Genomic DNA, 20,892 nt, shown 5'->3' with positions numbered 1-20,892 from the left:
TGCGCCGCTGCGTTTACCCAATTTCGGGGATGGCTTTGGCGCAGGTTAATTACAAAAATAGACATTCAGAAACAATTGGGCGCTCCAGCCGGAGAGCGGGTTTCTCCAAAAAGGCGTCGGATGCTTTCCAAGCGAGTGAGTTCTTACGGGCGCTGCAGCGCCATGGCCGGTGTGATCGTGCTGCTGGCGGCCTGTGGCGGTGGTGGGGGCGGCGGCGGTGGCGCGGGTTTCCTGCCGATCGTCGCGCCGGCACAGCCGCAGCCCGAGCCGGCGCCTCCCGTGGTCGTGACCCACACGGTCGGTGGCACCGTCACTGGCCTCGCCGGCAGCCTGGTGCTCCAGAACAATGCGGGCGACGACCTGAAGCTCACGGCCGATGGCAAGTTCACCTTCACCGCAGCGCTCGTCGAAGGTGCGGCCTACGAGGTCAGCGTACGCACCCAGCCTCTGTGGCAGTTCTGCACCGTCAGCAAGGGCAGCGGCAAGGCGGCGGCCGACGTCGGTGACGTGGCGGTCGCGTGCTCGGCGGTGCAGGCGCAAGTGTCCACGTTCGCCGGATCGGGTACCACCGGCTCGGTCGATGGCAACGGGACCGCCGCATCGTTCTACCTCCCGTACAGCGTGGTCGTCGGCAAGAGCGGCGGCCTGCTCGTGTCCGACGTAGGAACCAATCTCGTGCGAAAGATCTCGCCTGCCGGCGATGTCTCGATCTTTGCGGGCGGCGGTGCCGGTGGTGGCTCGGGGGATGGCAACGGCACGGCCGCATCGTTCGCGGGGCTGGCCGGTCTTGTGCTGGATGCTGCGGGCAATGCCTATGCAACGGAATTCAACGGCAACCGCATCCGCAAGATCACGCCGGCAGCTGACGTGACCACGTTCGCCGGGAACGGCAACAGCAGTTCGCTCGATGGTCATGGCACTTCCGCCACGTTCAATGCACCTGCGTCGGTCGCTACAGATGCCGCCGGCAACCTCTACGTGACCGAACTCTTCGGCGCCGTCATTCGCAAGATCACGCCTGCTGGCGACGTCACCACGCTGGCCGGTTCGGGTGCGCTGGGTTTCGCCGACGGCACCGGGAGCGCGGCGTCTTTCAATATGGCCTATGGCATCGCGGTCGACGCGGGCGGGACCGTCTACGTTGCCGATGGCGGCAACAACCGCATCCGCAAGATCACGCCCGGTGGCGTGGTCACGACGCTGGCGGGTTCGGGCCAGGCCGGGGCGGCCGACGGGGCCGGCAACTCGGCATCTTTCCACCAGCCGAGCGGCCTGACGGTGGACAGCGACGGCATCATCTACGTGGCCGACACGGGCAACAGCCTGCTGCGCAAGATCACGCCGGCGGGCGTGGTCTCCACGATCGCCGGCCAGCCTGGTGTGCTGGGCGCGCAGAACGGCATCGGCACGGCAGCCACGTTCAAGCAGCCTTATGGGGTGACGGTCGATGCCGCTGGCAATCTGTACGTGGCCGACACCTTCAACAACCTGATCCGCAAGGTCACGCCGGTTCGCACGCCCTGATACCGAGGCATCGCGTCAGCCTCGGTGAGGGCAGGGGCCGCCATGCGACGGCCACGCCACCGAGAATCGGCGCATGCCTCACGCCGTCTCCCTCCTTCGCGCCGCGCGCCTGGCGCGCAGCGCCAAGCCTTTTCTTGCCCGTGGCGGCTTCAAGCGCGAGCGCTGTGCGGGCTGCCGGCTGGTGCCCAGCCATTGCATGTGCGCCGTGCGTCCTCCGGTGGCCACGCGCGCGGGGGTGTGCCTGCTCATGGCCGACATCGAGCCGCTCAAGCCGACCAACACCGGGTGGCTGGTGGCCGATGTGGTGGCCGACACCTTCGCCTTCGGCTGGGCCCGCACCGAGACCGATCCCGCGTTGCTGGCGCTGTTGAGCGACCCGCAATGGCAACCGTATGTGGTATTCCCGGGGCAGTACGCGGCGCCCGAGCGCGTGGTGCTGAGCGTCATTCCTTCGTCGCCTGACCCGGCCGGTGGCGGCGCTGCGAAACGTCCGCTCTTTATCCTGTTCGACGCCACCTGGGGCGAGGCCCGCAAGATGTTTCGCCGCAGCCCTTACCTCGACCGGCTGCCGGTGCTGAGCCTGCAGCCCGAGCAGATCACGCAGTACAAGCTGCGCAACTCCGGCCGCGGCGACCACTTCTGTACCAGCGAGGTGGCGGCGATGTGCATGGACCTGGCCGGCGAGCAGGCCGCGCAGCAGACGCTGGACGCCTACCTGGGCGTGTTCACGCACCACTACCTGTGCGCGAAGAACCAGCAGCCGGTGGCGTGGGACGGCGCCGCGCACCAGCGGCTGCGCGAGGTGGCCGCGCGGCGCGATCAGGCTGCCTGAGACCGTCTGCGCGGGTGGGCCTCAGCGCAGGTCGAACAGCGCCGCCGCGTTGCCCCAGGCGATGCGCTGCGCCACGGCGGGCGGCAGGTCGCCCAGCCAGGTGCGGTAGCCGCGCATGATCTCGTCGTAGGCGCTCCAGCGCTGGTTGACCCAGGTGTCGGAGCCGACCATGAAGCGGTCGGGGTGCTTGAGGATCAGCGCGCGCCATTCGGGGCACAGGCGACCGCCTTCGCAGGTCAGGCCGGGGCGGTACGAGAGTTCGCCCATCAGCAGCGGGTAGCGCTCCAGCATCGCCTGCACGCGTTCGACCGGCGTGCCGCCGATGCCGGTGTGGGCCCAGATGAGGCGCAGCGCACGGCCCTTCGACGGCGCGTTCGCCATCAGCAGGTCGACGGCCACGTCGTCCACGTGCGCGAGCACCGCGAGCTTTTTCTCTTCGGCCAGCGCGATCAGTTTCTTGGCCACCGGGCCGTTGGCGTTGGCGCTCTCGTACAGGTGGAACTCGCCGAGCCCGCGGTAGGGGCCGCTGGCGGTGCCGCGCGCCAGCTCGGCCAGCACCATCTCGTGAATGCTTTCGTCGCGGAACCAGTTGTTGTAGTCGTCGCGGTTGCGGTACAGGCGCACGAAAGGCACCACGGTGACGCCGGCGGCGCGGGTCTCGCGCGCGGCGGCCAGGGTCTGCGTGCCGGCGTTGGGCCGCGAGTTGGCGATGATGGCCTTCACCTGGTTGCGCTGCATGCGCGCGAGCGCCTCGGTGGGCGGGAAGGGGCCGGCATTGCCGTCCCAGGCTTCCTGGTTGTAGTGCAGGTGGGTGTCGAACAGCGGGCCGTCGTAAGGCGCGGCGGCTTGCCCGTGGGCTTGGGGCAGGGCCAGGGCCGCGCAGGCGGCGATGCAGGCAATGAAGCGCATGGGGTTCTCGCGGTGAGGGCCGGGGAGCCGGATTACATCACCCCGGATCACCGCATCGGCACAGCCGCGCCCTTGTCGCCGGGCGCGACCTCGAGGCGATCGCGCGGGCCGGCGTCAGCTGCCGGCCGGGTGCGTCGTCGCCTTGCGGCTGCCATCCAGCGAGTACAGCTGCGGGCGGTCTTCCACCGCGACCGCCACTGCCTCGGTGCCGTGCTCCGCGGCGCGCGGTTGCCGGTACAGCTCGTTCTCGAGCCGCCGGGCACGTTCCGCGTACATGCGGGCGAGGGCGCTGTGATGCTCTGCGGCAGCCTGGTGTTCGATGCGCGCCATCTGGGCCTCTTCGAGCAGTGCCGAGGCACGTTTCAAATAGGCCGTGTGGGTGGGCCGAAACAAGAAGTCGAACATGATTTCACACTCCTTTCCGCTGCAACAACGGTGCAATCATTGTGAACGAATGGCCTCAAAACGCCATCGCTTCCTGTGGCTGCGACGCATCGAAGAAGCGTTCTGTTTCACTTGAGTCAGACAGAATCGGTGGCAGAGAGAGGGTTCGATCACCGATGAGCAATGAGGTTCGTTTTTGTCTGGAATACCGGCTCGCCGAAGGCGGGCCCGCGCATGCCGTGCAGACCGCGTGGATGGTCGATTCACCGGCCACGCGTGCGCAGATCGAGGAAATGATTGTCAACGCGCGCGCGATGAATGCCGCGCAGGCGAAGTGGTGGGTGGAGGAGCGCCAGGGCGGCGACGCCCCGCGCTGAAACGGCCAGCGGGCCTCAGTCGCGCATGTTCGCGAACTTCACCAGCGTTGCGTACTTCGCCGTGTCCTCGCGCATGATCTGCCCGAGGTCTTCCTTGCCCGTGGCGGGAATGGAGCCGCCTTCTTCCAGCCGTCGGCGGATCGCCGGGTCGGCCAGGCCGGCCTGCAGCGCCGCGCGCAGGCTCTGCACGATGGGCGCGGGCAGGTCCTTCGGGCCCGCGAGCGCGAACCAGCCGCTCAGCTCATAGCCCTTCAGCTGCGGATGCTCGCCGAGCGCCGGCACCTGCGGCAGGCCGGGAAAGCGCTTGGCCGACGAGACACCCAGCGGCACGATCCGCCCGCCCTGCAGGAAGGGCGCCGCGGCGGTGGGCGACACGATCGCGAAGTCGAGCGTGCCGCCGACCAGGTCGCTCGTGAGCGGGGCGGTGCCGCGGTAGGGAATGTGCGTGAGGAACAGGCCCGCGCGCTGCTTGATCTGCTCACCCACGAAGTGCAGCGTCGAGCCCACCCCCGAGCTGCCGTAGCTGAACTTGCCGGGGTTGCGCTTGGCCAGGGCGATGAACTCGTCGAGGTTCTTCACGCCCACCTTCGGACTCGCCACCAGCAGCACGGGCGCGACGGCGAGCAGGCTGACCGGGGTCAGGTCTTTCACCGGGTCGTAGCGCTGTGCGGGGTTCACCAGCACCGTGGCTGCCATTTCGTTGCTGGAGCCGGCCAGCAGCGTGTAGCCGTCGGCCGGGCTGCTCACCGCGCGCTGCGCCGCGACCACGCCCGCCGCGCCGGTCACGTTTTCGACCACCACCGTCGCGCCGAGCTTGGCCGAAAGAATGTCCGCCGCCACGCGCGCGGCCATGTCGACCGAGCCACCCGGCGCGTAGCCGACCAGCAGCTTGATGGGCTTGGCGGGGTAGGTACCCTGCGCGAAGGCGGGGGCGGCGGCACAGAAGGCGGCGGCGCCGATCGCGCTCAAGACCACGCGGCGCGAAACGGAAGAAGAAGCAAGACGGGTCATCGCGGTTCCAGTACGAAAGAGTGGGAAAGGAGAAGGCCCGCTCAGGCCTGTGCGGCGAGGAAGCGGCGTACCAGCTGCACCCAGTAGCTGGCCGCGATCGGCAGGATCGCGTCGTTGAAGTCGTAGCCGGGGTTGTGGACCATGCAGCCGCCGGTGCGGTGGTGCTCGCCTTCGCCGTTGCCCACGATCAGGTAGCTGCCGGGGCAGCGCTCGAGCATGAAGGAGAAGTCCTCGCTGCCCGTGAGCGGCGCCAGCGGCGGCAGCAGGCCGTCGTCGCCCAGCCAGTCGCGCGCGACCTGCCGTGCGAAGCGCGTGGATTCCTCGTCGTTGACGAGTGCGGGGTAGCGCCAGTGGTAGTCCACCTCGGCCTTCACGCCGAGCGTGACGGCCTGCGCCTGCGCCAGCTCGGTGATGCGCTCGCGCAGCATGGCGCGGATCTCGGGCCGGTAGGCGCGCACCGTGAGGCGCATCTGCACGCTGTCGGCAATCACGTTGGGCGCGTCGCCGCCGTGGATCGCGCCCACTGACACCACCGCCATCTCGCGCGGGTCGACGTTGCGTGACACGATGGTCTGCAGCGCCACGACGATGTGCGCCGCCGCCACCACCGGGTCGGCCGACAGGTGCGGCGCCGAGCCGTGCCCGCCGCGTCCCGTCACCGTGATCGTCACCGAGTCGGAAGAGGCCATGAACGAGCCTTCCTTGAAGCCGAACTTGCCCGCCGGAAAGCCGGGCATGTTGTGCAGCGCGAAGATGGCGTCGCAGGGAAAGCGCTCGAACAGGCCTTCTTCCACCATGCGGCGCCCGCCGCCCAGGCCTTCCTCGGCCGGCTGGAAGATCAGGTGCAGCGTGCCGTCGAAGTTGCGCTCCTGCGCGATGACGCGCGCGGCGGCCAGCAGGATGCTGGTGTGGCCGTCGTGACCGCAGGCGTGCATCTTGCCGGGCACCTGACTGGCATAGGGCAGGCCGGTGGCTTCCTGGATCGGCAGTGCGTCCATGTCGGCGCGCAGGCCCAGGCGCCGCGTGCCCGTGCCGCATTGCAGCGTGGCGACCACGCCGGTGCCGGCCAGGCCGCGGTGCACCTCGTAGCCCCAGTCGGCCAGGCGGGTGGCCACCAGTTCGCTGGTGACGTGCTCTTCGTAGGCCAGCTCGGGGTGGGCGTGGATGCGGTGGCGCAGGCCGACCATCTCGGGCGCGACCTCGCGCACGGCGGGCAGCACGCTCTCGAGGGCGGCGGCGTTGTCGACGGTGTAGGTCGTCATGGGGGAATCTGTCTCCTTGCTGTCTTGCGGCGAGTCTAGGAATTCGCTGCCTGCGGGGGCAGACAGGCGCCGCCATGCAGGGGCGGGCGCTGCCTGTCGCTGCGGACGGCTGCGGATAATCGGCCGTCATGAAGCTGCACCAGCTCCGCTATCTCGCCGCCGTCGCCTCCGAAGGCAGCATCCGCGCCGCCGCGCGGGCACTGGGCGTCACGCAGGCCACGGTCACGCAGGGCCTGCGCGAACTCGAGGCGCATGCGCAGGTGGCGCTGTTCACGCGCCACGGCGGCGGCATCGCCTTCACGCCGGCCGGCCTGGAACTGCTGGAGCATGCGCAGCGCGTGCTGGCCCAGCTGCGCCAGGCCGAAGACACGCTCTCACGCCACCGCGACACCGGCGCGCAGCAGCGCCTGACCGTGGCCATCACGCCCTGGATCACGCAGACCCTGCTGCCGCGCGTGGTGTCGCTGTTCCGCGAGGAGCTGCCGCACGTGCAGCTCGAGATGTTCGACGGCCTGTCGGCGCTCAGCTACCCGCGGCTGCGCGAAGGCAGCCTCGACCTGCTGATCGGCCGCATCGGACCCGACGAGGCCATGCAGGGGCTGCAGGCGCAACCGCTGTTCCGCTACGACATGACGGTGGTGGCGCGCCGCGGCCATCCGCGGGCCGGCGCGCAGTCGATGGCCGAGTTGCTGCAGGACGACTGGGTGCTCAACTTCACGCCGGGCGAGGGCGCGAGCTTTCTCGACAACCTGTTCCGCCAGCACGGCCTGGCCGCGCCCGTGCAGCGCATCCAGCTGGCGCATTCGCCGTCGATGATGCTGGGCCTCGTGCGCAAGACCGACATGCTCACCTTCTGCCCCTGGCCGCTGGTGGAAACCGAGAGCCTGCGCCATGCGCTCGTGACCTTGCAGCTGCGCGAGCGCTTCCACAGCAATGTCGTGGGCATCGTGCGCCGCGCGCAGGAGGCGCCGTCGCACGCGGCGGCGCGTTTCATCGCGCACTTCCTGGCGCAGCTGCCGGCGTGGCAGGCCTCGGACGATCCGGAGCTGCGGCGGGTGCTGCACTCGGTGGATTTCATCGAGGCGGCACCGGACGCCCCGTTGCCTCACCCGTGATAGTCGCTCCACGACATGCGCACCATGCCCGGCGGCGTGGGCGCGCCGGCTGAGGCCAGCGTCACCGGCGGATCGTCGTCCACGCGGCTTTTGGCGCGTGAATCCCAGTCGTCGAGAAAGACCTGCTGGTAGTACTGCGCCACCTCTTCGTTGTGGATGATCAGCCCGGCGTCGCGGTTGCGCAGCACGCCGTCACCCGACCAGTTGGTGCTGCTCACCAGCACCGCCTGGCCGTCCACGATGATGCCCTTGTTGTGGATGCTGCCCTGGACGCGGAAGACGTCCTGGTTGCAGCCCGCCTCGACCAGCTTGCGGATGTTGTCGGCCGCGCTGGTGCTGCCCAGGATGATGCGCAGGTCGAGGTCCGGCTCGGTGCTGCGCTGCGCGAGCTTGCGCAGCAGCGCGCGAAAGTCCGCGTCCTTGTCGGCATCGCTCCAGGTGATGTAGGCGAACTGCAGGTACAGCGAGACCTGTGCGCTGTCGATGAGCGCGTTGATGTGCGGCAGGTAGTTGTCCGGCGTGAGCACGGGCTGGACTTTCACCGTGGTCTTCACCGCCGGCAGCCGCGCAGGCTCGACGGGCACCACCAGCCCCGCGAAGGCTACGGCCTGTTCCAGCAGGTGGTCGAGTGGAACGAACACGTCGGGCAATGTGAGCTTGGGCGCGACGTCCAGCGCCGCGTCGGCCGCGCCGTCGGCTTCTTCCTTCTCGGAGGCCTTGAGGTCGTGCAGGATGTACTTCTCGAAGACCTTCGAGAGCGCGGCGTCGTTGCAGATCACATGCCACTCGCGGTTGCCCTTGCTGAACATGCCCTTGGCCTGCGCGGGCGTGGCCACGGGGTCGATGTCGGGCTGGCTGCGTTTGCTCCAGTTGCCGCTCGACAACCAGAAGGCCTTGCCGTCGCGCACTGCCACTTTCTCGTGGTACGCGCTGGCGAAGCGGCGGCCCTTGCCGCACTGCACGAGCCAGGCCCTGAAGTCGGCCTCCTGCTGCAGCTTGCGCAGCTTCTTGCGGATGACCTGTTCTTCTTTCGTCATGCCGTCGTCCCAGCTCAGCGCCGCCGCGATGCCGCCGTTGCGCACGAGGTCGATGAAGACCTGGGCGATGTGGTCGGCGTTGAAGTCGTACATCGCCACCGACAGCGAACGCGTCGTGCCTTCGAGAAAGGGCCGCAGCACCGGCCACCCCGCGTCGGGGCCGACGTGGCACAGGAAGGGCTGCTTCACGTTGTAGACCTTGTCGATGGGCTGGCCCGCAGGCGGCTCGTAGACGAGGCCGACGGCGGCTTCGGCGAGCGCGTTCACCGTGTCCTCGAAGTCCGCGCTGGCGGTCAGCTGCCGCGCGGGGTCGGCCTGCATCACGCAGACGCGGTACGGGCCGAGCTGCCGGGGCGCGCGCTCGGCCACGGGCACCTCCGACAAGGGCCGCTTGCGGTCGACCAGCACGATCACCGCGGGCTCGCGCAGGAAGCGGCCATCGACCAGCGGAAAGCCCGGCTCCGCCGCCACGTAGCCGGGCAGGGCGGCCAACTGCGCCTGGTGGGTGGCGATCACCGACCGGACCGCCGCGCGCGCGGCATCGTCGAGCACTTTCATGGGTGTTCCTTGGGAGGGGTTGTGGGGCACGCGTGTGCGGGCGCCTGCCGGCATGGCATGCGCGAAGGCAGCGACCCGGGTGGGTCGCGTGTCAGGAGATGTTGGGCAGCCGGCGCGACAGCTCGACCGACTCGACGGCCGGGTCGGCTTCGAGCTGCTGGAGCTTGTCCAGCGGAATCTCGGCCGAGAACAGGCCCGGCGAGATGTCGGCGCGCGCGGCGATGTAGTCCGGGCGCTCGGCGCCCTCGCACAGCTTGACCAGCACGACGACGCGCTCGCCCGACACCGGCGCGGGGGCGGCCGAAAAGTCGAGCTTCTTGAGCGAGCGCAAATCGATGGGCATGAGAGGGCAGATGGGGGCCAGAACACAGATTACACCCCCCGCTCGGGTTCGGCACAACCGCACCGGGCGTGGGGGTCATGGCTGGATCGTCAGATCGCGCCGCTGCCGGCCCGGCCGTCGCCGCGCTGCGGGTCCCAGCCGGCCGGCCCGGCGCCGGGCTTGACGCCCGCCTTCAGCCTGGCGCGGATGTCGGCGATGGTCAGCTTCTTGCCCGCTTTGTGGGCCTTGGCCAGCATCAGCGCGACCAGCCCCGTCACCGCCGGCGCCGCCATGCTGGTGCCCGACTTCTTCACCATGCCGTCCTTCGTGCGCGACTGCGCGGCCTTCACCTGTACGCCGGGTGCGCTGACCTCGGGCTTGGGCCGGCCGTCGCGCGTCGGGCCCGCGCTCGAGAAGCTGGCGGCGGGCTCGCCCGTCTTGCGGGCGTCGTACGCGCCGACCACGATCGACAGTTTTCCTGTCGACAGCGAGCCCAGCAGGTGCGACTTCACCGGCTGGCCGAAGTACGACTGGCCGCTGTCCAGGCGTTCGAGCCAGGCGTGGAACGGCACGTCGTCGGCGGCCAGGGCATGCAGCCGCACCTTGAACTCGCCATCGGGCCAGTTGGGTGCGAGCCAGATGCCGATCACGTTGTCCTTGTTGTTCGGGTCGGTGATGCGGCTGCTGAGGAACGCGGCGATCTCGCCGTTGCCCGCGCCGAGCGGAAAGTTTTCGCCCGGTGCGACGCTGGCCAGCACCTCGCCGTCGGGGCCCAGCAGCTCGGCGCGCAGGCGCTGGCTGCCGCCGTACCAGAGCTCGAACTCGCCGCCCTTGCCATTGACCAGGGTCCACGACACGTCGAGGTGCCCGTTGCCGGGCACCGTGCCCGCCGTGTGCGTGTTGTCTTCCTGCGAATTGCCGGCCGCCAGCACGATCGCGCGGTTGGACTTTTGCGACACGAGCGCGTCGAAGCCCTGCTCGACCAGCGAGGTGCCGTCGTGCGGTCCGCCGTTCGTGCCCAGGCTCAGGTTGACGACGCAGGGCCTGTCGCCCGCGCGGTCGAAGATGAACTTCACCGCCTCGAGCATCTGCACCGAATCGCCGAAGGAGCTGAACACCGCGTTGTGGCCGGTCCAGGCGATGTCGCGGGCCGACATCTCGACGAAGATCAGGTCGGCCTTCGGCGCCACGCCAGGTTGCAGTGAGCCCCGGCCGTTGCCGCCGGCGATGTCCATCACATGCGTGCCGTGCGAACCCGGGCTGCCCGGCATGCCCGCGCCGGGGTCGTAGCCCAGCGCCTTGTACGGGTCTGCCTTCTTCAGCGCCTTGTCGATGTCCGCCGCCTCGAAGAGCCGGCCGTAGCCGTAGGGGCTGTTGGCCTTGGCCGGCGCGCCTTGCTGCCACAGCGCCAGCAGGCGCGTCTTGCCGTTGGCCTTCAGGAAGTTCTGGTGCGCGAAGTCGCCGCCCGAGTCGACCACGCCGATCACCACGCCGGCGCCGCCCGCCGTGCCGGCGAGCGCGGGGTTGTCGGCCTGCACGCCCATCGACGCGATGGTGTTGTTCAGCGCCGGCAGCACGGGCTGCGAGGCCTTCATGCTGAGCACGGCCGGATGCTGGCGGATGGCCTCGGCCTTGCCCAGCGGAATGCGGCCCGTGACGAGCGCCGTGCCGTCGTCCGCGGTGCCGATGTCGGAGCCCGCATCGACGTCGGGAATGTCGGCCCATTCGGCATGGCTGGTCACGCGCGCCACCACCGGCACCGAGTCGCCGTCGGCGGACGAGATGGGCATGCTCTGCTTGCCCGCGCGGCGGTTCATCACCGCCAACTGCAGGCGCGGGTCCATCGAGGTTTCGACATCCATCGGCAGGCGTTGCAGCTGTGCGAGCCCGAAGGTCGACACCGGCGAGAGCCGCGTGCACAGCGCGTCGGCCGTGCCGGCGAGCGCGGCGGTGAGGGCGGGGGAGGCTTCGCCCGGCAGGTGGCCCGCGGCGGGCGCATCGGCCTGCGTCGACTGCGCCACCATCGCGGCGGCCATCTCCGGCGGAAGGTCGACCCAGCTGTTGAGGAGCTTGATCTGGCCGGTTACGTGGAGCCGCACGCTGCCGGACGACAGCGCCGGCGTCAGCACCCCGTGCGGCATCCTGGGGACTTTCGTATCAGCGGGCGAGGGCTTCTTCGCGGCGACGCGCTTCTTGGCTGGGGCCATCGGTCGGTTCTCCTTGCGCAGGGGGACGGGTGGGTACCGCGAGGTGTAGCAGATTGCCGTGTCATCTGTCACCCCGGCGTGGGCAAAAGAGGGCGGTCAGAATCGCCGCATGAAAGTGGTGTTCAAGCTTCTGTTCGCGTACCTGGTGGCGAGCCTGCTGTCGACGGGTCTTGCGCTGGTTCTTTTTCCGCTGCACGCGCATGTGCCCGCGGTGGTGGTGCTGCTCGCGTTTCCGCTGGTGCCGTGGACCTTGCTTGGCAACTTGGCGAGCCAGGGCTTCAGGGCTAGGGAGGTGTTGCCGCTGCTTGTCTTTGTGTTGGCGTTTGGCGGCGTGGCCTGGCTGGTGTTTCGCCGCTCAGCGAAGGCGGCTACGAAGCAGTAGCCGCGCCGGACTCACTTCGCCCCGATCTCGAAGACATCGCCGTTCGTCGGCGTCGCGTTCTCGTGGTAGATGTCGTAGAGGTACTGCGCGAGGTCGGCCGGCGCCACGTCCGGCGGGATCGCAAGCTGGGCGAGGCCCAGTTTCCCGTCGGCACCGACCCAGTGGCTGCGCCAGCGGGCATCGGTCATTTCGACGCGCAGGGTGCGGCCGAACACGTTGAAGAGATGGCGCATCGTCGGGGCTCCGGGCATGCACGAAAAGAGATGAGGGGACCGCCACTGTAGCGCCCTCGTCGTATGCACAATGGGCCGAATCGCCCGTCACATCCACTCCAGAGTCCGCATGGCAGACCTCAACGTACGCAAGACCTACGAAGCGGCCGTGGCCGAGCTGGGGCCTGCCGCTGCGCGGATGCTGGCCGACGGTGTGAGTGAAGAACAGGTGGCGCGCTGGATCTTCGCGCAGCGGGACGATCTCAAGCTGCACTACCGCGCGCTGACGCCCTCGCACGAGCTGCAGGCCCTCGAAGCCCGGTCGCACAGCCGCTACGGCAACACGCTGGGCCCGTCGATCGAGCAACTGCGCAGCGCGGGAAAGTCGTGGCGGGACATCATCGATTCGGCGGCGCGGCCGGGGACTCACTACCGCCAGGGCGATTGATCGTTCGTTCGCTACGTGTCGCTGAGCCAGCGGCCGGAGTTCGCGCAGACCTCGGCCTGTTCGCCGTTCACCCGGACCTGTTCTTCATCGAGCTGCGACGCGGTGACCGGATCGACATCGAAGCCGACGCCGAGCAGGCGCGCCACCTGCGCGTCTTCGATCGACAGTTCCCAGGTCAGGAACAGCTGCGTGCGATCGAGCGAAGACGGGAAGTCGGCCGCATCGAAGCCGTGGTCGGTGCCGCGCGGCACGACCGCGTGCGGCTGGCCCGTGTCGAACAGCAGGGCCGTGCCCCGCGTGAGCGGGATGCGGTGGCCGGTGACGGGAAAGTGCACGTCCAGGCCCTTGTCCTCGCTGAGGAACAGGTTGCAGAAGGCCGCGCCGCCGTACTGCGCACCGTCGTGGTGGTAGCGGGCGCCGCGGCAGGCCATCAGGGCGACGTCGCTGGCGGCCAGCAGTGACGCGGGCAGGCCCAACGTGCCCAGCCAGCCGGACATCGCCTGCACGCACTGCGCGTAGTCGGGCCAGCGCGTGCGCGCGCGGGCCAGCGGCATGGGCTCGACGTCGCCGGGTTCGAGCGGCACGTTCGTGGCGATCTCCCGCTGCCAGTCGGCCACGAGGCGGGCCGGGGGCTCGGGCACGTCGAGCTGGGCCGCATGCACGATGCCGCTCACGCTGCGGCTGCGCAGCGTGTCGCCGTGCCAGAAGTAGGAGGTCAGCAGGTCGTGCATGCGGGGGCTTTCAAGGCACGGAGGGTACACGCGGCGCGGCGCCGGGCACCGGGAAGCGACGGCCGATGCGGCATACTCCCACCCCCTCCCAACTCGCCAGAATTCCGCTGAATGGACAAGGAAGTCGACCCCTCCGTGCTCGCCGCCATCGATGAGATGCGGCTCTCCGGACCGCGCCTCACGCCGGTCGAAATCGTCGCCAAGATGGGGGTGTTCGACGCACGCGACAAGCCGTTCGAGCACGCCTGGCTCGCCACGGGCGACAACGTCATCGCCACCATCTGGGGCGAGTACGTGAGCGTGGCGGCCGGTGGCCGCTGGTTCTACCTGGAATCGCTCGACGCCCAGCGCCGCCCCGGCGGCGGCGTGCGCAGCGCCCAGCAGGCGCAGCGCGCCAAGGACCGCCTGGCCCTGCTCAAGCGCACCTTCGACGCCGGCCAGGGATTCCGCGCCGTGCTGCAGACCAACCGCGTCGCCATCGCCGAGCTCGAGAGCAACAAGAGCGCCAAGGTGTCGACCCGCGTGCGCGACGACGCCGAATGGCACGTCGCGAGCTGGGAGCCTGAACAACAGCTCGCCGTGCTGGTGCGCGGTGCGCGCGGCTGGGTGCCGACCGAGGCCGACATCACGGCCGCCAAGGCCCGTGGCGGCGTGCCGGCGGCCGATGACGCCGACGCGGCCCCGGCCGGCCCGACCACGACCGACGCCGTGCAGGCCGCCGCCATGGCCTATGTCATGGGCCACTTCAAGGGCTACGGCTACAACGCGGAAGACGTCACCAGCAAGGCGCTGGGCTACGACATCGAGGTGTCGAACGCCAAGGGCGCGATGCTGCTCAAGGTGGTCGTGAAGGGCACCGCCCCGGCGCTACCGACCTTCGCGCTCACGCCCGAGGAAAGCCTGTGCGCCGTGCGCGAGCCGCTGTGGCGCCTGCTGGTGGTGGCCGACGCGGGCAGCGCGACGGCGGCGCACAAGATCTACAAGCCGACCGAAGTCGACCAGGCGCCGGGCTTCCAGCGCAAGGCCTGACCGGCCTCCCTGGCAACGCCGCGGCTGCACCGGCGCGCCGCGGGCGTTTCCAAATTCTTACAACTGAGCCCCCGGAAACCCGTCGTTTCCAACGGTAAAGTTCCGCCGTCCGGCGCGAACAGTTCGTGCCTTCGCCCCCTCTGTTCGCCCCCTTCATGTCCAACCTCATCGTGCACGGCGGTACGCCCCTTCGCGGCCGCATCATTCCCTCCGCCAACAAGAACGCGGTGCTGCCGGTGCTGTGCGCCACCTTGCTCACCGGCGAACCGCTGCGGCTGCACGGGGTGCCCGACATCACCGACGTGCGCAAGATCCTCGACATCTTCCGCACGCTGGGCAGCGAGGTCCGCATGGACCACGAGAGCGGCACGCTCGAACTGCACCACCGCGCCACCACCTTCGATGCGGCGCTCCACCGCCTGCCCGAGGAAATGCGCTCGTCGATCATGCTGGTGCCGCCGCTGCTGGCGCGCTTCGGCGTGGCGCGGCTGGAAGACAACGTCAAGGGCTGCACGCTGGGCGTGCGCGAGATCGATCCGCACGTCGAGGTGTTCCAGCGCTTCGGCGGCCAGGTGGAGCGCACCGAGGGCTCGCTGCTGGTGTATGCCCCCGGCCGGCTCACGCCCACCGACCACTGGCTCGACTACGCCTCGGTGACGACCACCGAGAACTTCGTGCTGTGCGCGGCCGCCGCGGGCGGGACCTCGACGCTCACCAACGCGGCCTCGGAGCCGCACGTGCAGGAGTTCTGCCGCTTCATGGCGATGATCGGCGTGCGCATCGAGGGCATGGGCACCTCGCGGCTCACGGTGCATGGCGGCGGCGCGCTGGGCGGCGGCGAGTTCCGCTTCGACGAAGACTTCCACGAGATCACCACCTTCCTGGCGCTGGGCGCGATCACCGGCGGCGACGTCGTGGTGCGCAACAGCGCGCCGGGCAACTTTCCGCTCATCGACCGCACCTTTGCCAAATTCGGCGTGCAGATCGAGCATGCCGACGGCTGGTCGCGCGCCATCCGCAGCGGCCCGCTGAAGGTGCAGACGCCGTTCACGAGCAACGTGCTCACCAAGGTGGAGGCCGCGCCGTGGCCGTACTTCCCGGTCGACCTGTTGCCGATCTTCATTGCGCTGGGCGTGCGCGCGCAGGGCAACGCAATGTTCTGGAACAAGGTGTACGACGGTGCGCTGGGCTGGACCGGCGAGCTGTCCAAGTTCGGCGCGCATGTGTTCTCGTCCGACCCGCACCGGCTCATCACCTTCGGCGGCCATGCGCTCACGCCGGCGGTGGTCGAGAGCCCCTACATCATCCGCGTGGCGATCGCGCTGTTCATGGTGGCCGCGAGCATCGAGGGCAAGTCCGAGATCCGCAACGCCACGCCGATCCGGCGCGCGCATCCGCGCTTCGTGGAAAACCTGCGCAGCCTGGGCGTGCAGGTGGAGTGGACCAGCGAGGAGTGAGCCTGCGGCAGGCTGCGCGCTACTCCTGCTGACCTGTCCCGCTGCCCGATGACCCCGCGGGCGCCGCGCTCAACGGCTTGGCCGGACAATGCCGTGCATTCGACACACGGACACAGGAGCGCACCCCGAATGACGACGTTGCAACAGATCCTCGGCACCGAACTTCCATTGATCCAGGCGCCGATGGCCGGCGCGCAGGCCAGCGCGATGGCGATCGCGGTGTGCAACGAAGGCGCGCTGGGGTCGCTGCCGTGCGCGATGCTCGGCCCCGATGCGATGCGCAGCGAACTCGCGGCGATCCGCGCGGGCACCGACAAGCCCTACAACGTCAATTTCTTCGCCCACACACCGCCCACGCCGGACGAGGCACGCGAGGCCGCCTGGCGCGCCGCGCTGGGGCCGTACTACGCCGAGTTCGGCATCGACCCCGCGGGCATCCCGACTGGCCCCGGGCGCAACCCCTTCAGCGCCGAGGTGGCCGACCTGCTGGCCGAGTTCAAGCCGCCGGTGGTGAGCTTCCATTTCGGGCTGCCGCCCGAGCCGCTGCTGGCCAAGGTGCGCGGCTGGGGCGCGAAGGTGCTGGTTTCGGCCACCACCGTCGACGAGGCGCTGTGGCTCGAGGCGAAGGGCGTCGACGCGGTCATCGCGCAGGGGCTGGAGGCCGGCGGGCACCGCGGCCATTTCCTGTCGCACGACCTGACGAAGCAGCTGGGCACCTTCGCGCTGCTGCCGCAGCTGGTGCACGCATTGAAGGTGCCGGTGATCGCCGCCGGCGGCATCGCGGATGCCGACGGCGTGGCCGCGGCCATGGCGCTGGGCGCCGCCGGCGTGCAGGTCGGCACGGCCTACCTGCTGACGCCCGAGGCCATGACCAGCGCGCTGCACCGCGCGGCACTGAAGAGCGAGGCCGCGCGCCACACGGCGCTCACCAACCTGTTCACCGGCCGGCCGGCACGCGGCATCGTCAACCGCGTGATGCGCGAGCTGGGGCCCATCGGCCCGGCGCCGGAATTTCCGCTCGCCACCTCGGGCATCGCGCCGCTGCGCGCCAAGGCCGAGGCGCAGGGCAGTGGCGACTTCTCTCCGCTGTGGTCGGGGCAGAACGCCACCGGCTGCCGCGAGGTGTCCTCGGCCGAGGTCACGCGGGCGCTGGCCAAGGGCTTTCGCTGAGCCGCGTCATTCGTCCGTCATTTTTTCGAAACCCTTCCGCCCCATGACATCGCTCCATCTGCCCCTGCAGTTCCTGCACCACCCCGCACCCTCGGGCGGCCCTGAACCCTGGCTGCTCGTGCTGATGCACGGCGTGGGCAGCAACGAGCAGGACCTGTTCGGCCTGGCGCGCATGATGCCGCCGCAGTTCCACGTGCTGAGCCTGCGCGCGCCGTATGTGCTGTCGCCCGGTTCCTACGCGTGGTTCGAGTTCCAGGTGCTGGCCGACGGCGGGCGCCGCATCGACGAAGAACAGGAGCGCGAAAGCCGCTTCCTCATCGGCGAAATGGTCACGTCGGCGTCGCAGCAGCTGGGCATCCCGCCCGAGCGCGTGGTGGTCGGCGGCTTCAGCCAGGGCGGGATCATGTCGCTGTCGCTGCTGCTCACGCAGCCCGAGAAGCTGCGCGCCGCGCTGGTGTGGCACAGCCGGCTGCTGCCCGAGGTGGTGCCGCACATCGCGCCGCCCGAGGCCTTCGCGGGCAAGGCGCTGTGGGTGAGCCACGGCAGCGCCGACAACGTGATCCCGCCGAGCGCCGCGCAGGCCACGCGCGAGCTGGCGCGCGGGCTGCCGCTGGCGCTGTCGGGCTCGGACTTCCCGGGCGCGCACGAGATCCGCCCGGCCGAGCTGCAGGGCACGCTGGCGTGGCTGCAGGCGCTCAGCGCGCCAACAGCCGCGCCGTGACCATCGCTTCCATCTCGTCGACCCACGCATCGCCCGTCGCGTCGTCGGGCTGCACCAGCAGCCGGTAGCGGCGCCCGCCCCAGGCCGCGGTCAGCAGCGCCTGCACGGTGGCGGGCGAGGGCGCCGGCTGCAGGTCGCGGCAGGCGGCGAAGGCCTGCGTCCAGCGCGCGAGCAGCTCGTCGTACACGCGCCGGTGGTGCTTGGGCTCCGCCACGCGGTGTTCGAGCATCAGCATCTCGTGGTCGAAGGCGGGCAGTCCGTCGATGCGCGTGTCGCAGGTGAGGCGCACGAGGCGCTGCGTGCGTTCGCGCCAGTCGATATCCGGTGGTGCGATCACGTCTTGGTCGAGCCGCGCGAGCAGCGCCTCGACGCAGTGGCGCACATAGCCCGAGAGCAGGGCTTCCTTGTCGGGAAAGTAGTCGTAGAAGGTGCCGATCGCGATGCCGGTTTCGAGCGCCACGGCGCGCGTGGTCACGCCCTCCCAGCCCTGTGTGCGCCAAATCCGAACAAAGGCGTCGTAGATGGCCTGCACGGTGAACTTGCCGCGCGCCTGCGTGGGGCGTTTCAGGGGCTTGGAGCGGGGTGCGGCGGGCATCGACGGTTTTCCGAACCCGCAGCGAAGCGGGCCGTCCTACAGTTTGCGAATGAACAACGCATTCACTTTAACCCGCCTCGAAACGCGCAAGAACGCACTCGGAACCACCCGCATCGTCACTTCGGAAGACGACGGTAGCCTGCAGCCGGGCGAGGTGCTGATGCAGATCGAGCGCTTCTCGCTCACCACCAACAACATCACCTACGCGGCCTTCGGCGATGCGGTGATGAAGTACTGGCAGTTCTTTCCCACCGGCGACGCCGACTGGGGCCACATGCCGGCCTGGGGCTTTGCCGACGTGGTGGCGTCGAACGTGGAAGGCGTGGCGGTGGGCGAGCGCTTCTACGGCTACTTTCCCATTGCGAGCCACCTGCGCATGCAGCCGGTGCGCGTGACGCCGCGCGGCTTCTACGACGGCGCGGCGCACCGCAGCGAACTGGTGTCGGCCTACAACCAGTACATGCGCTGCAGCCACGACGCGGGCTACGTCGCCGCGCTGGAGGACTACCAGATGCTGGTGCGCCCGCTGTTCATCACCTCGTTCATGCTGGCCGACTTCCTAGAAGACAACGGCTTCTTCGGTGCGACGCAGGTGGTGGTGTCGAGCGCATCGAGCAAGACGGCGTTCGGCACGGCCTTCTGCCTCGGCCGCCGCGAGGGCCTGCAGCTGATCGCGGCCACGTCGGAAGGCAACCGCGCCTTCGTCGAGGCGCTGGGCTGCTACGACCGCACGGTGGCCTACGGCGAGATCGCCACGCTGGCGGCCGACGTGCCCACGCTGTATGTCGACTTCGCGGGCCACGACGCGTTGCGCGCCACCGTGCACCACCACTTCGGCGAGTCGCTGATGTACGACTGCTATGCGGGCTCGGCGCAGAAGACCGAATTCCTGGGCGACACCAGCGCGCTGCCCGGCCCCACGCCGAAGCTCTACTTCGCGCCCGTGCAGATCCGCAAGCGCAATGCCGACTGGGGCCCGCAGGAGGTCAACCGCCGCTTCAACGACGCGCAGGGCCGCTTCATCGCCGAGCTGAGCCGCCCGGGCAACCGCTGGATGACGCTCGCGCAAGGCCGTGGCTTCGCGCATGCGCAGGCGGTGATCGCCGACCTGCACGCGGGCCGCGTCGATCCGCGCGAGGCGCATGTGGTGCGCATCGGCGGCGCGTGACGCGCTGACCGACTGAACTTCGGCGCGGGTGGGGCGTCACAGGGGGTTACGAGAACGTGGCGATCGTGCGGGCCGTGCAGGCCATCCTGGTGCACCATTGCCTTTCGTCTCCCCACTGCCATCCCGCAAAAGGAAACCGCCCATGTCCGACGCCGACTCCCCCCGCGACACCCCTGAATTCCGACCCCGCAAGGAAGCGCCGATGGGCACCATCGTCGGCCTGGCGCTGGTGGTGCTGGTGGCGGCTTATTTCGGCTGGCGCTGGTACCAGCAGCAGCAACTGGCGCCGTTGCCGACCGCGCCCGTGGCCGTCGCCCCGAACGACGCGCCCCCCGAGCCGCCCAAGGCCGAAGAGCCGAAGGGCCCGCAGAACCCGGTCGAGGCGCTGGCCCCGCCCGATGCCGCACTGCCCGCGCTGGCCAGTTCCGACGCGCGCGTGATGAAGGCGCTCACCGAGCTGCTGGGCGGCAAGGCCGTCGCGGCCTACCTGCAGTCCGACGGCGTGGTCCGGCGCTTCGTCGCCACGGTCGACAACCTGCCGCGCGAGCAGGCGCCCGCGAGCAAGTGGCCCGTGCAGCCCGCGCCGCAGCGCTTCATCACCGAGGGGCCGCAGCAGGGCGGCGTGCAGACCATCGCGGCGAACAACGCTGCGCGCTACAACGGCATCGTGATGCTGGCCGGGGCGGTCGATCCGGCCAAGGCGGCGGCGGTGTATGCGCGGCTGTACCCGCTGTTCCAGCAGGCGTACGAAGAGCTGGGCTATCCGGGCCGCTATTTCAATGACCGCTTCATCGCCGTGATCGACCACCTGCTGCAGGCGCCCGAGCCCACCGGGCCGGTGCAGGTGAAGCTGGTCGAGGTGAAGGGCGACATTCCCTCGCAGCGGCCCTGGGTGCGCTACGAGTACGCCGATCCGAAGCTCGAAACGCTCTCGGCCGGCCAGAAGATCCTGGTGCGCATGGGCCCCGAGAACGAGCGCAAGATGAAGGCCAGCCTGCGCGGGCTGCGCGCGCAGATCGCCACCGGCGAGATCGCGAAGAAGAAGCAGCCCTGAGGCGCGGTGCACTGACAGCGCCCCGCCTGCACGCCCTGTAGGCGCGGGCCGATTGCATGCGGCGCGAAGGGCCGAGATGATTTGCGCCTACGACTTCGAGGGCAAGCCATGAACCTGATGAGCGTCGATCTTTACCAGAGCACCACCGACCCCGGGAAATTCCTGGCGCTTCCCGCCGGCACCGACCCGACCGAACTCATGGGCCCGATGACCTTCGATCGGGACTACGCGCACATCAAGCGCTACCAGGCGGCCTTCGCGTTCGATCCGTCCGAAACCTACGCGGGCGTGAACGCCGCGAAGATCGCCGCGGACCTGCTCACCGTGAAGTGGGCGATGTACCGGCGCGAAGGCTGAACGGCGGGCGGCCTGCGCCGCCGCGCCTTC

23 protein-coding genes are annotated in these 20,892 nt (G+C 69.6%); 13 read left to right on the top strand and 10 right to left on the bottom strand.

From position 1 onward, the window contains the following. Positions 1–162: 162 nt before the first annotated feature. The gene (locus tag AC1RAD_RS16440) at positions 163–1,524 is read left to right on the top strand and encodes an NHL repeat-containing protein (RefSeq protein WP_492735974.1); all 1,362 of its coding nucleotides are present in this window, start codon (positions 163–165) and stop codon (positions 1,522–1,524) included. Between the two features lie 73 nt (positions 1,525–1,597). Then, a complete protein-coding gene (locus AC1RAD_RS16435) occupies positions 1,598–2,356 on the top strand; it encodes a tRNA-uridine aminocarboxypropyltransferase (protein WP_492735972.1) in 759 nt (252 codons plus the stop codon). Positions 2,357–2,377: 21 nt separating this feature from the next. Here the strand turns inward: AC1RAD_RS16435 and AC1RAD_RS16430 are convergent, their stop codons facing one another. After that, positions 2,378–3,265 carry an amidohydrolase family protein gene (locus tag AC1RAD_RS16430; RefSeq protein ID WP_492735970.1) on the bottom strand — a complete coding sequence of 296 codons (888 nt, stop codon included), beginning with the start codon at positions 3,263–3,265 and terminating at the stop codon, positions 2,378–2,380. A gap of 114 nt (positions 3,266–3,379) precedes the next feature. After that, positions 3,380–3,670, bottom strand: coding sequence for a hypothetical protein (locus AC1RAD_RS16425; RefSeq protein WP_062474377.1), 291 nt, complete (start codon positions 3,668–3,670; stop codon positions 3,380–3,382). 155 nt (positions 3,671–3,825) lie between these two features. On the opposite strand from AC1RAD_RS16425, the gene AC1RAD_RS16420 reads away from it, so the two are divergent. Beyond that, complete coding sequence (locus tag AC1RAD_RS16420) at positions 3,826–4,026, top strand: hypothetical protein (RefSeq protein WP_062474379.1); 201 nt, start codon at positions 3,826–3,828, stop codon at positions 4,024–4,026. A 15-nt stretch (positions 4,027–4,041) separates the two neighbouring features. On the opposite strand, the gene AC1RAD_RS16415 is transcribed toward AC1RAD_RS16420, so the two are convergent. Both AC1RAD_RS16415 and AC1RAD_RS16410 read right to left on the bottom strand, forming a co-directional pair. Further along, positions 4,042–5,037: a Bug family tripartite tricarboxylate transporter substrate binding protein gene (locus tag AC1RAD_RS16415; protein WP_492735968.1), complete on the bottom strand. Its 996-nt coding sequence runs from the start codon at positions 5,035–5,037 to the stop codon at positions 4,042–4,044. A 41-nt stretch (positions 5,038–5,078) separates the two neighbouring features. Then, on the bottom strand, positions 5,079–6,299 hold the full coding sequence (locus tag AC1RAD_RS16410) for a M20 aminoacylase family protein (RefSeq protein WP_492735965.1): 1,221 nt from the start codon (positions 6,297–6,299) through the stop codon (positions 5,079–5,081). A gap of 128 nt (positions 6,300–6,427) precedes the next feature. Here AC1RAD_RS16410 and AC1RAD_RS16405 point away from each other — a divergent pair, with 128 nt between their 5' ends. Further along, the gene (locus tag AC1RAD_RS16405; RefSeq protein WP_492725989.1) at positions 6,428–7,414 is read left to right on the top strand and encodes a LysR family transcriptional regulator; all 987 of its coding nucleotides are present in this window, start codon (positions 6,428–6,430) and stop codon (positions 7,412–7,414) included. On the opposite strand, the gene AC1RAD_RS16400 is transcribed toward AC1RAD_RS16405, so the two are convergent. The 3 genes from AC1RAD_RS16400 to AC1RAD_RS16390 form a co-directional block, all read right to left on the bottom strand. Beyond that, the gene (locus AC1RAD_RS16400; protein WP_492735963.1) at positions 7,405–9,009 is read right to left on the bottom strand and encodes a phospholipase D-like domain-containing protein; all 1,605 of its coding nucleotides are present in this window, start codon (positions 9,007–9,009) and stop codon (positions 7,405–7,407) included. The two genes, AC1RAD_RS16405 and AC1RAD_RS16400, sit on opposite strands and share 10 nt — an antisense overlap. 91 nt (positions 9,010–9,100) lie before the next feature. After that, complete coding sequence (locus AC1RAD_RS16395; protein WP_070095020.1) at positions 9,101–9,352, bottom strand: cell division protein FtsQ/DivIB; 252 nt, start codon at positions 9,350–9,352, stop codon at positions 9,101–9,103. Positions 9,353–9,441: 89 nt separating this feature from the next. Further along, positions 9,442–11,538 carry a S8 family serine peptidase gene (locus AC1RAD_RS16390; RefSeq protein ID WP_492735961.1) on the bottom strand — a complete coding sequence of 699 codons (2,097 nt, stop codon included), beginning with the start codon at positions 11,536–11,538 and terminating at the stop codon, positions 9,442–9,444. Between the two features lie 109 nt (positions 11,539–11,647). On the opposite strand from AC1RAD_RS16390, the gene AC1RAD_RS16385 reads away from it, so the two are divergent. After that, on the top strand, positions 11,648–11,920 hold the full coding sequence (locus AC1RAD_RS16385) for a hypothetical protein (RefSeq protein ID WP_492735959.1): 273 nt from the start codon (positions 11,648–11,650) through the stop codon (positions 11,918–11,920). 11 nt (positions 11,921–11,931) lie between these two features. Here AC1RAD_RS16385 and AC1RAD_RS16380 read toward each other — a convergent pair whose 3' ends face one another. Continuing rightward, positions 11,932–12,153, bottom strand: a complete 222-nt coding sequence (locus AC1RAD_RS16380; protein WP_143599026.1) for a DUF7661 family protein — start codon at positions 12,151–12,153, stop codon at positions 11,932–11,934. A gap of 109 nt (positions 12,154–12,262) precedes the next feature. Here AC1RAD_RS16380 and AC1RAD_RS16375 point away from each other — a divergent pair, with 109 nt between their 5' ends. Continuing rightward, positions 12,263–12,580 carry a hemagglutinin gene (locus AC1RAD_RS16375; RefSeq protein ID WP_447743386.1) on the top strand — a complete coding sequence of 106 codons (318 nt, stop codon included), beginning with the start codon at positions 12,263–12,265 and terminating at the stop codon, positions 12,578–12,580. Between the two features lie 11 nt (positions 12,581–12,591). Here the strand turns inward: AC1RAD_RS16375 and AC1RAD_RS16370 are convergent, their stop codons facing one another. Then, positions 12,592–13,311 carry a hypothetical protein gene (locus tag AC1RAD_RS16370; protein WP_492735957.1) on the bottom strand — a complete coding sequence of 240 codons (720 nt, stop codon included), beginning with the start codon at positions 13,309–13,311 and terminating at the stop codon, positions 12,592–12,594. A 111-nt stretch (positions 13,312–13,422) separates the two neighbouring features. Between AC1RAD_RS16370 and AC1RAD_RS16365 the strand changes: the two genes are divergently transcribed. The 4 genes from AC1RAD_RS16365 to AC1RAD_RS16350 all read left to right on the top strand — a co-directional run bounded on the left by AC1RAD_RS16365 (position 13,423) and on the right by AC1RAD_RS16350 (position 17,688). Further along, positions 13,423–14,340, top strand: coding sequence for a protein NO VEIN domain-containing protein (locus AC1RAD_RS16365; RefSeq protein WP_095947426.1), 918 nt, complete (start codon positions 13,423–13,425; stop codon positions 14,338–14,340). A 155-nt stretch (positions 14,341–14,495) separates the two neighbouring features. Continuing rightward, positions 14,496–15,797 (top strand): UDP-N-acetylglucosamine 1-carboxyvinyltransferase, encoded by a 1,302-nt coding sequence (locus AC1RAD_RS16360; protein WP_062474398.1) that lies wholly within the window; start codon positions 14,496–14,498, stop codon positions 15,795–15,797. Between the two features lie 129 nt (positions 15,798–15,926). Continuing rightward, on the top strand, positions 15,927–16,967 hold the full coding sequence (locus AC1RAD_RS16355; RefSeq protein ID WP_492735955.1) for an NAD(P)H-dependent flavin oxidoreductase: 1,041 nt from the start codon (positions 15,927–15,929) through the stop codon (positions 16,965–16,967). Positions 16,968–17,010: 43 nt separating this feature from the next. Next, on the top strand, positions 17,011–17,688 hold the full coding sequence (locus tag AC1RAD_RS16350; RefSeq protein WP_070059384.1) for an alpha/beta hydrolase: 678 nt from the start codon (positions 17,011–17,013) through the stop codon (positions 17,686–17,688). Here the strand turns inward: AC1RAD_RS16350 and AC1RAD_RS16345 are convergent. Then, positions 17,663–18,283: a TetR/AcrR family transcriptional regulator gene (locus AC1RAD_RS16345; RefSeq protein ID WP_492735953.1), complete on the bottom strand. Its 621-nt coding sequence runs from the start codon at positions 18,281–18,283 to the stop codon at positions 17,663–17,665. The genes AC1RAD_RS16350 and AC1RAD_RS16345 overlap by 26 nt on opposite strands. Before the next feature lie 49 nt (positions 18,284–18,332). Here AC1RAD_RS16345 and AC1RAD_RS16340 point away from each other — a divergent pair, with 49 nt between their 5' ends. The 3 genes from AC1RAD_RS16340 to AC1RAD_RS16330 all read left to right on the top strand — a co-directional run bounded on the left by AC1RAD_RS16340 (position 18,333) and on the right by AC1RAD_RS16330 (position 20,862). Further along, a complete protein-coding gene (locus tag AC1RAD_RS16340) occupies positions 18,333–19,451 on the top strand; it encodes a DUF2855 family protein (RefSeq protein WP_492735951.1) in 1,119 nt (372 codons plus the stop codon). A gap of 142 nt (positions 19,452–19,593) precedes the next feature. Continuing rightward, entirely contained in the window at positions 19,594–20,505 is a 912-nt protein-coding gene (locus AC1RAD_RS16335) for a DUF3014 domain-containing protein (RefSeq protein ID WP_492735949.1), read from the top strand. 108 nt (positions 20,506–20,613) lie between these two features. Beyond that, positions 20,614–20,862 (top strand): hypothetical protein, encoded by a 249-nt coding sequence (locus AC1RAD_RS16330; protein WP_062474407.1) that lies wholly within the window; start codon positions 20,614–20,616, stop codon positions 20,860–20,862. The last annotated feature ends 30 nt before the right edge of the window (positions 20,863–20,892 follow it).

The organism is Variovorax sp. GW823-FHT04B03, from assembly GCF_058796495.1.
The sequence above is the reverse complement of the archived record's forward strand: the minus strand, read 5'-3'. Positions and strand labels throughout refer to the sequence as shown.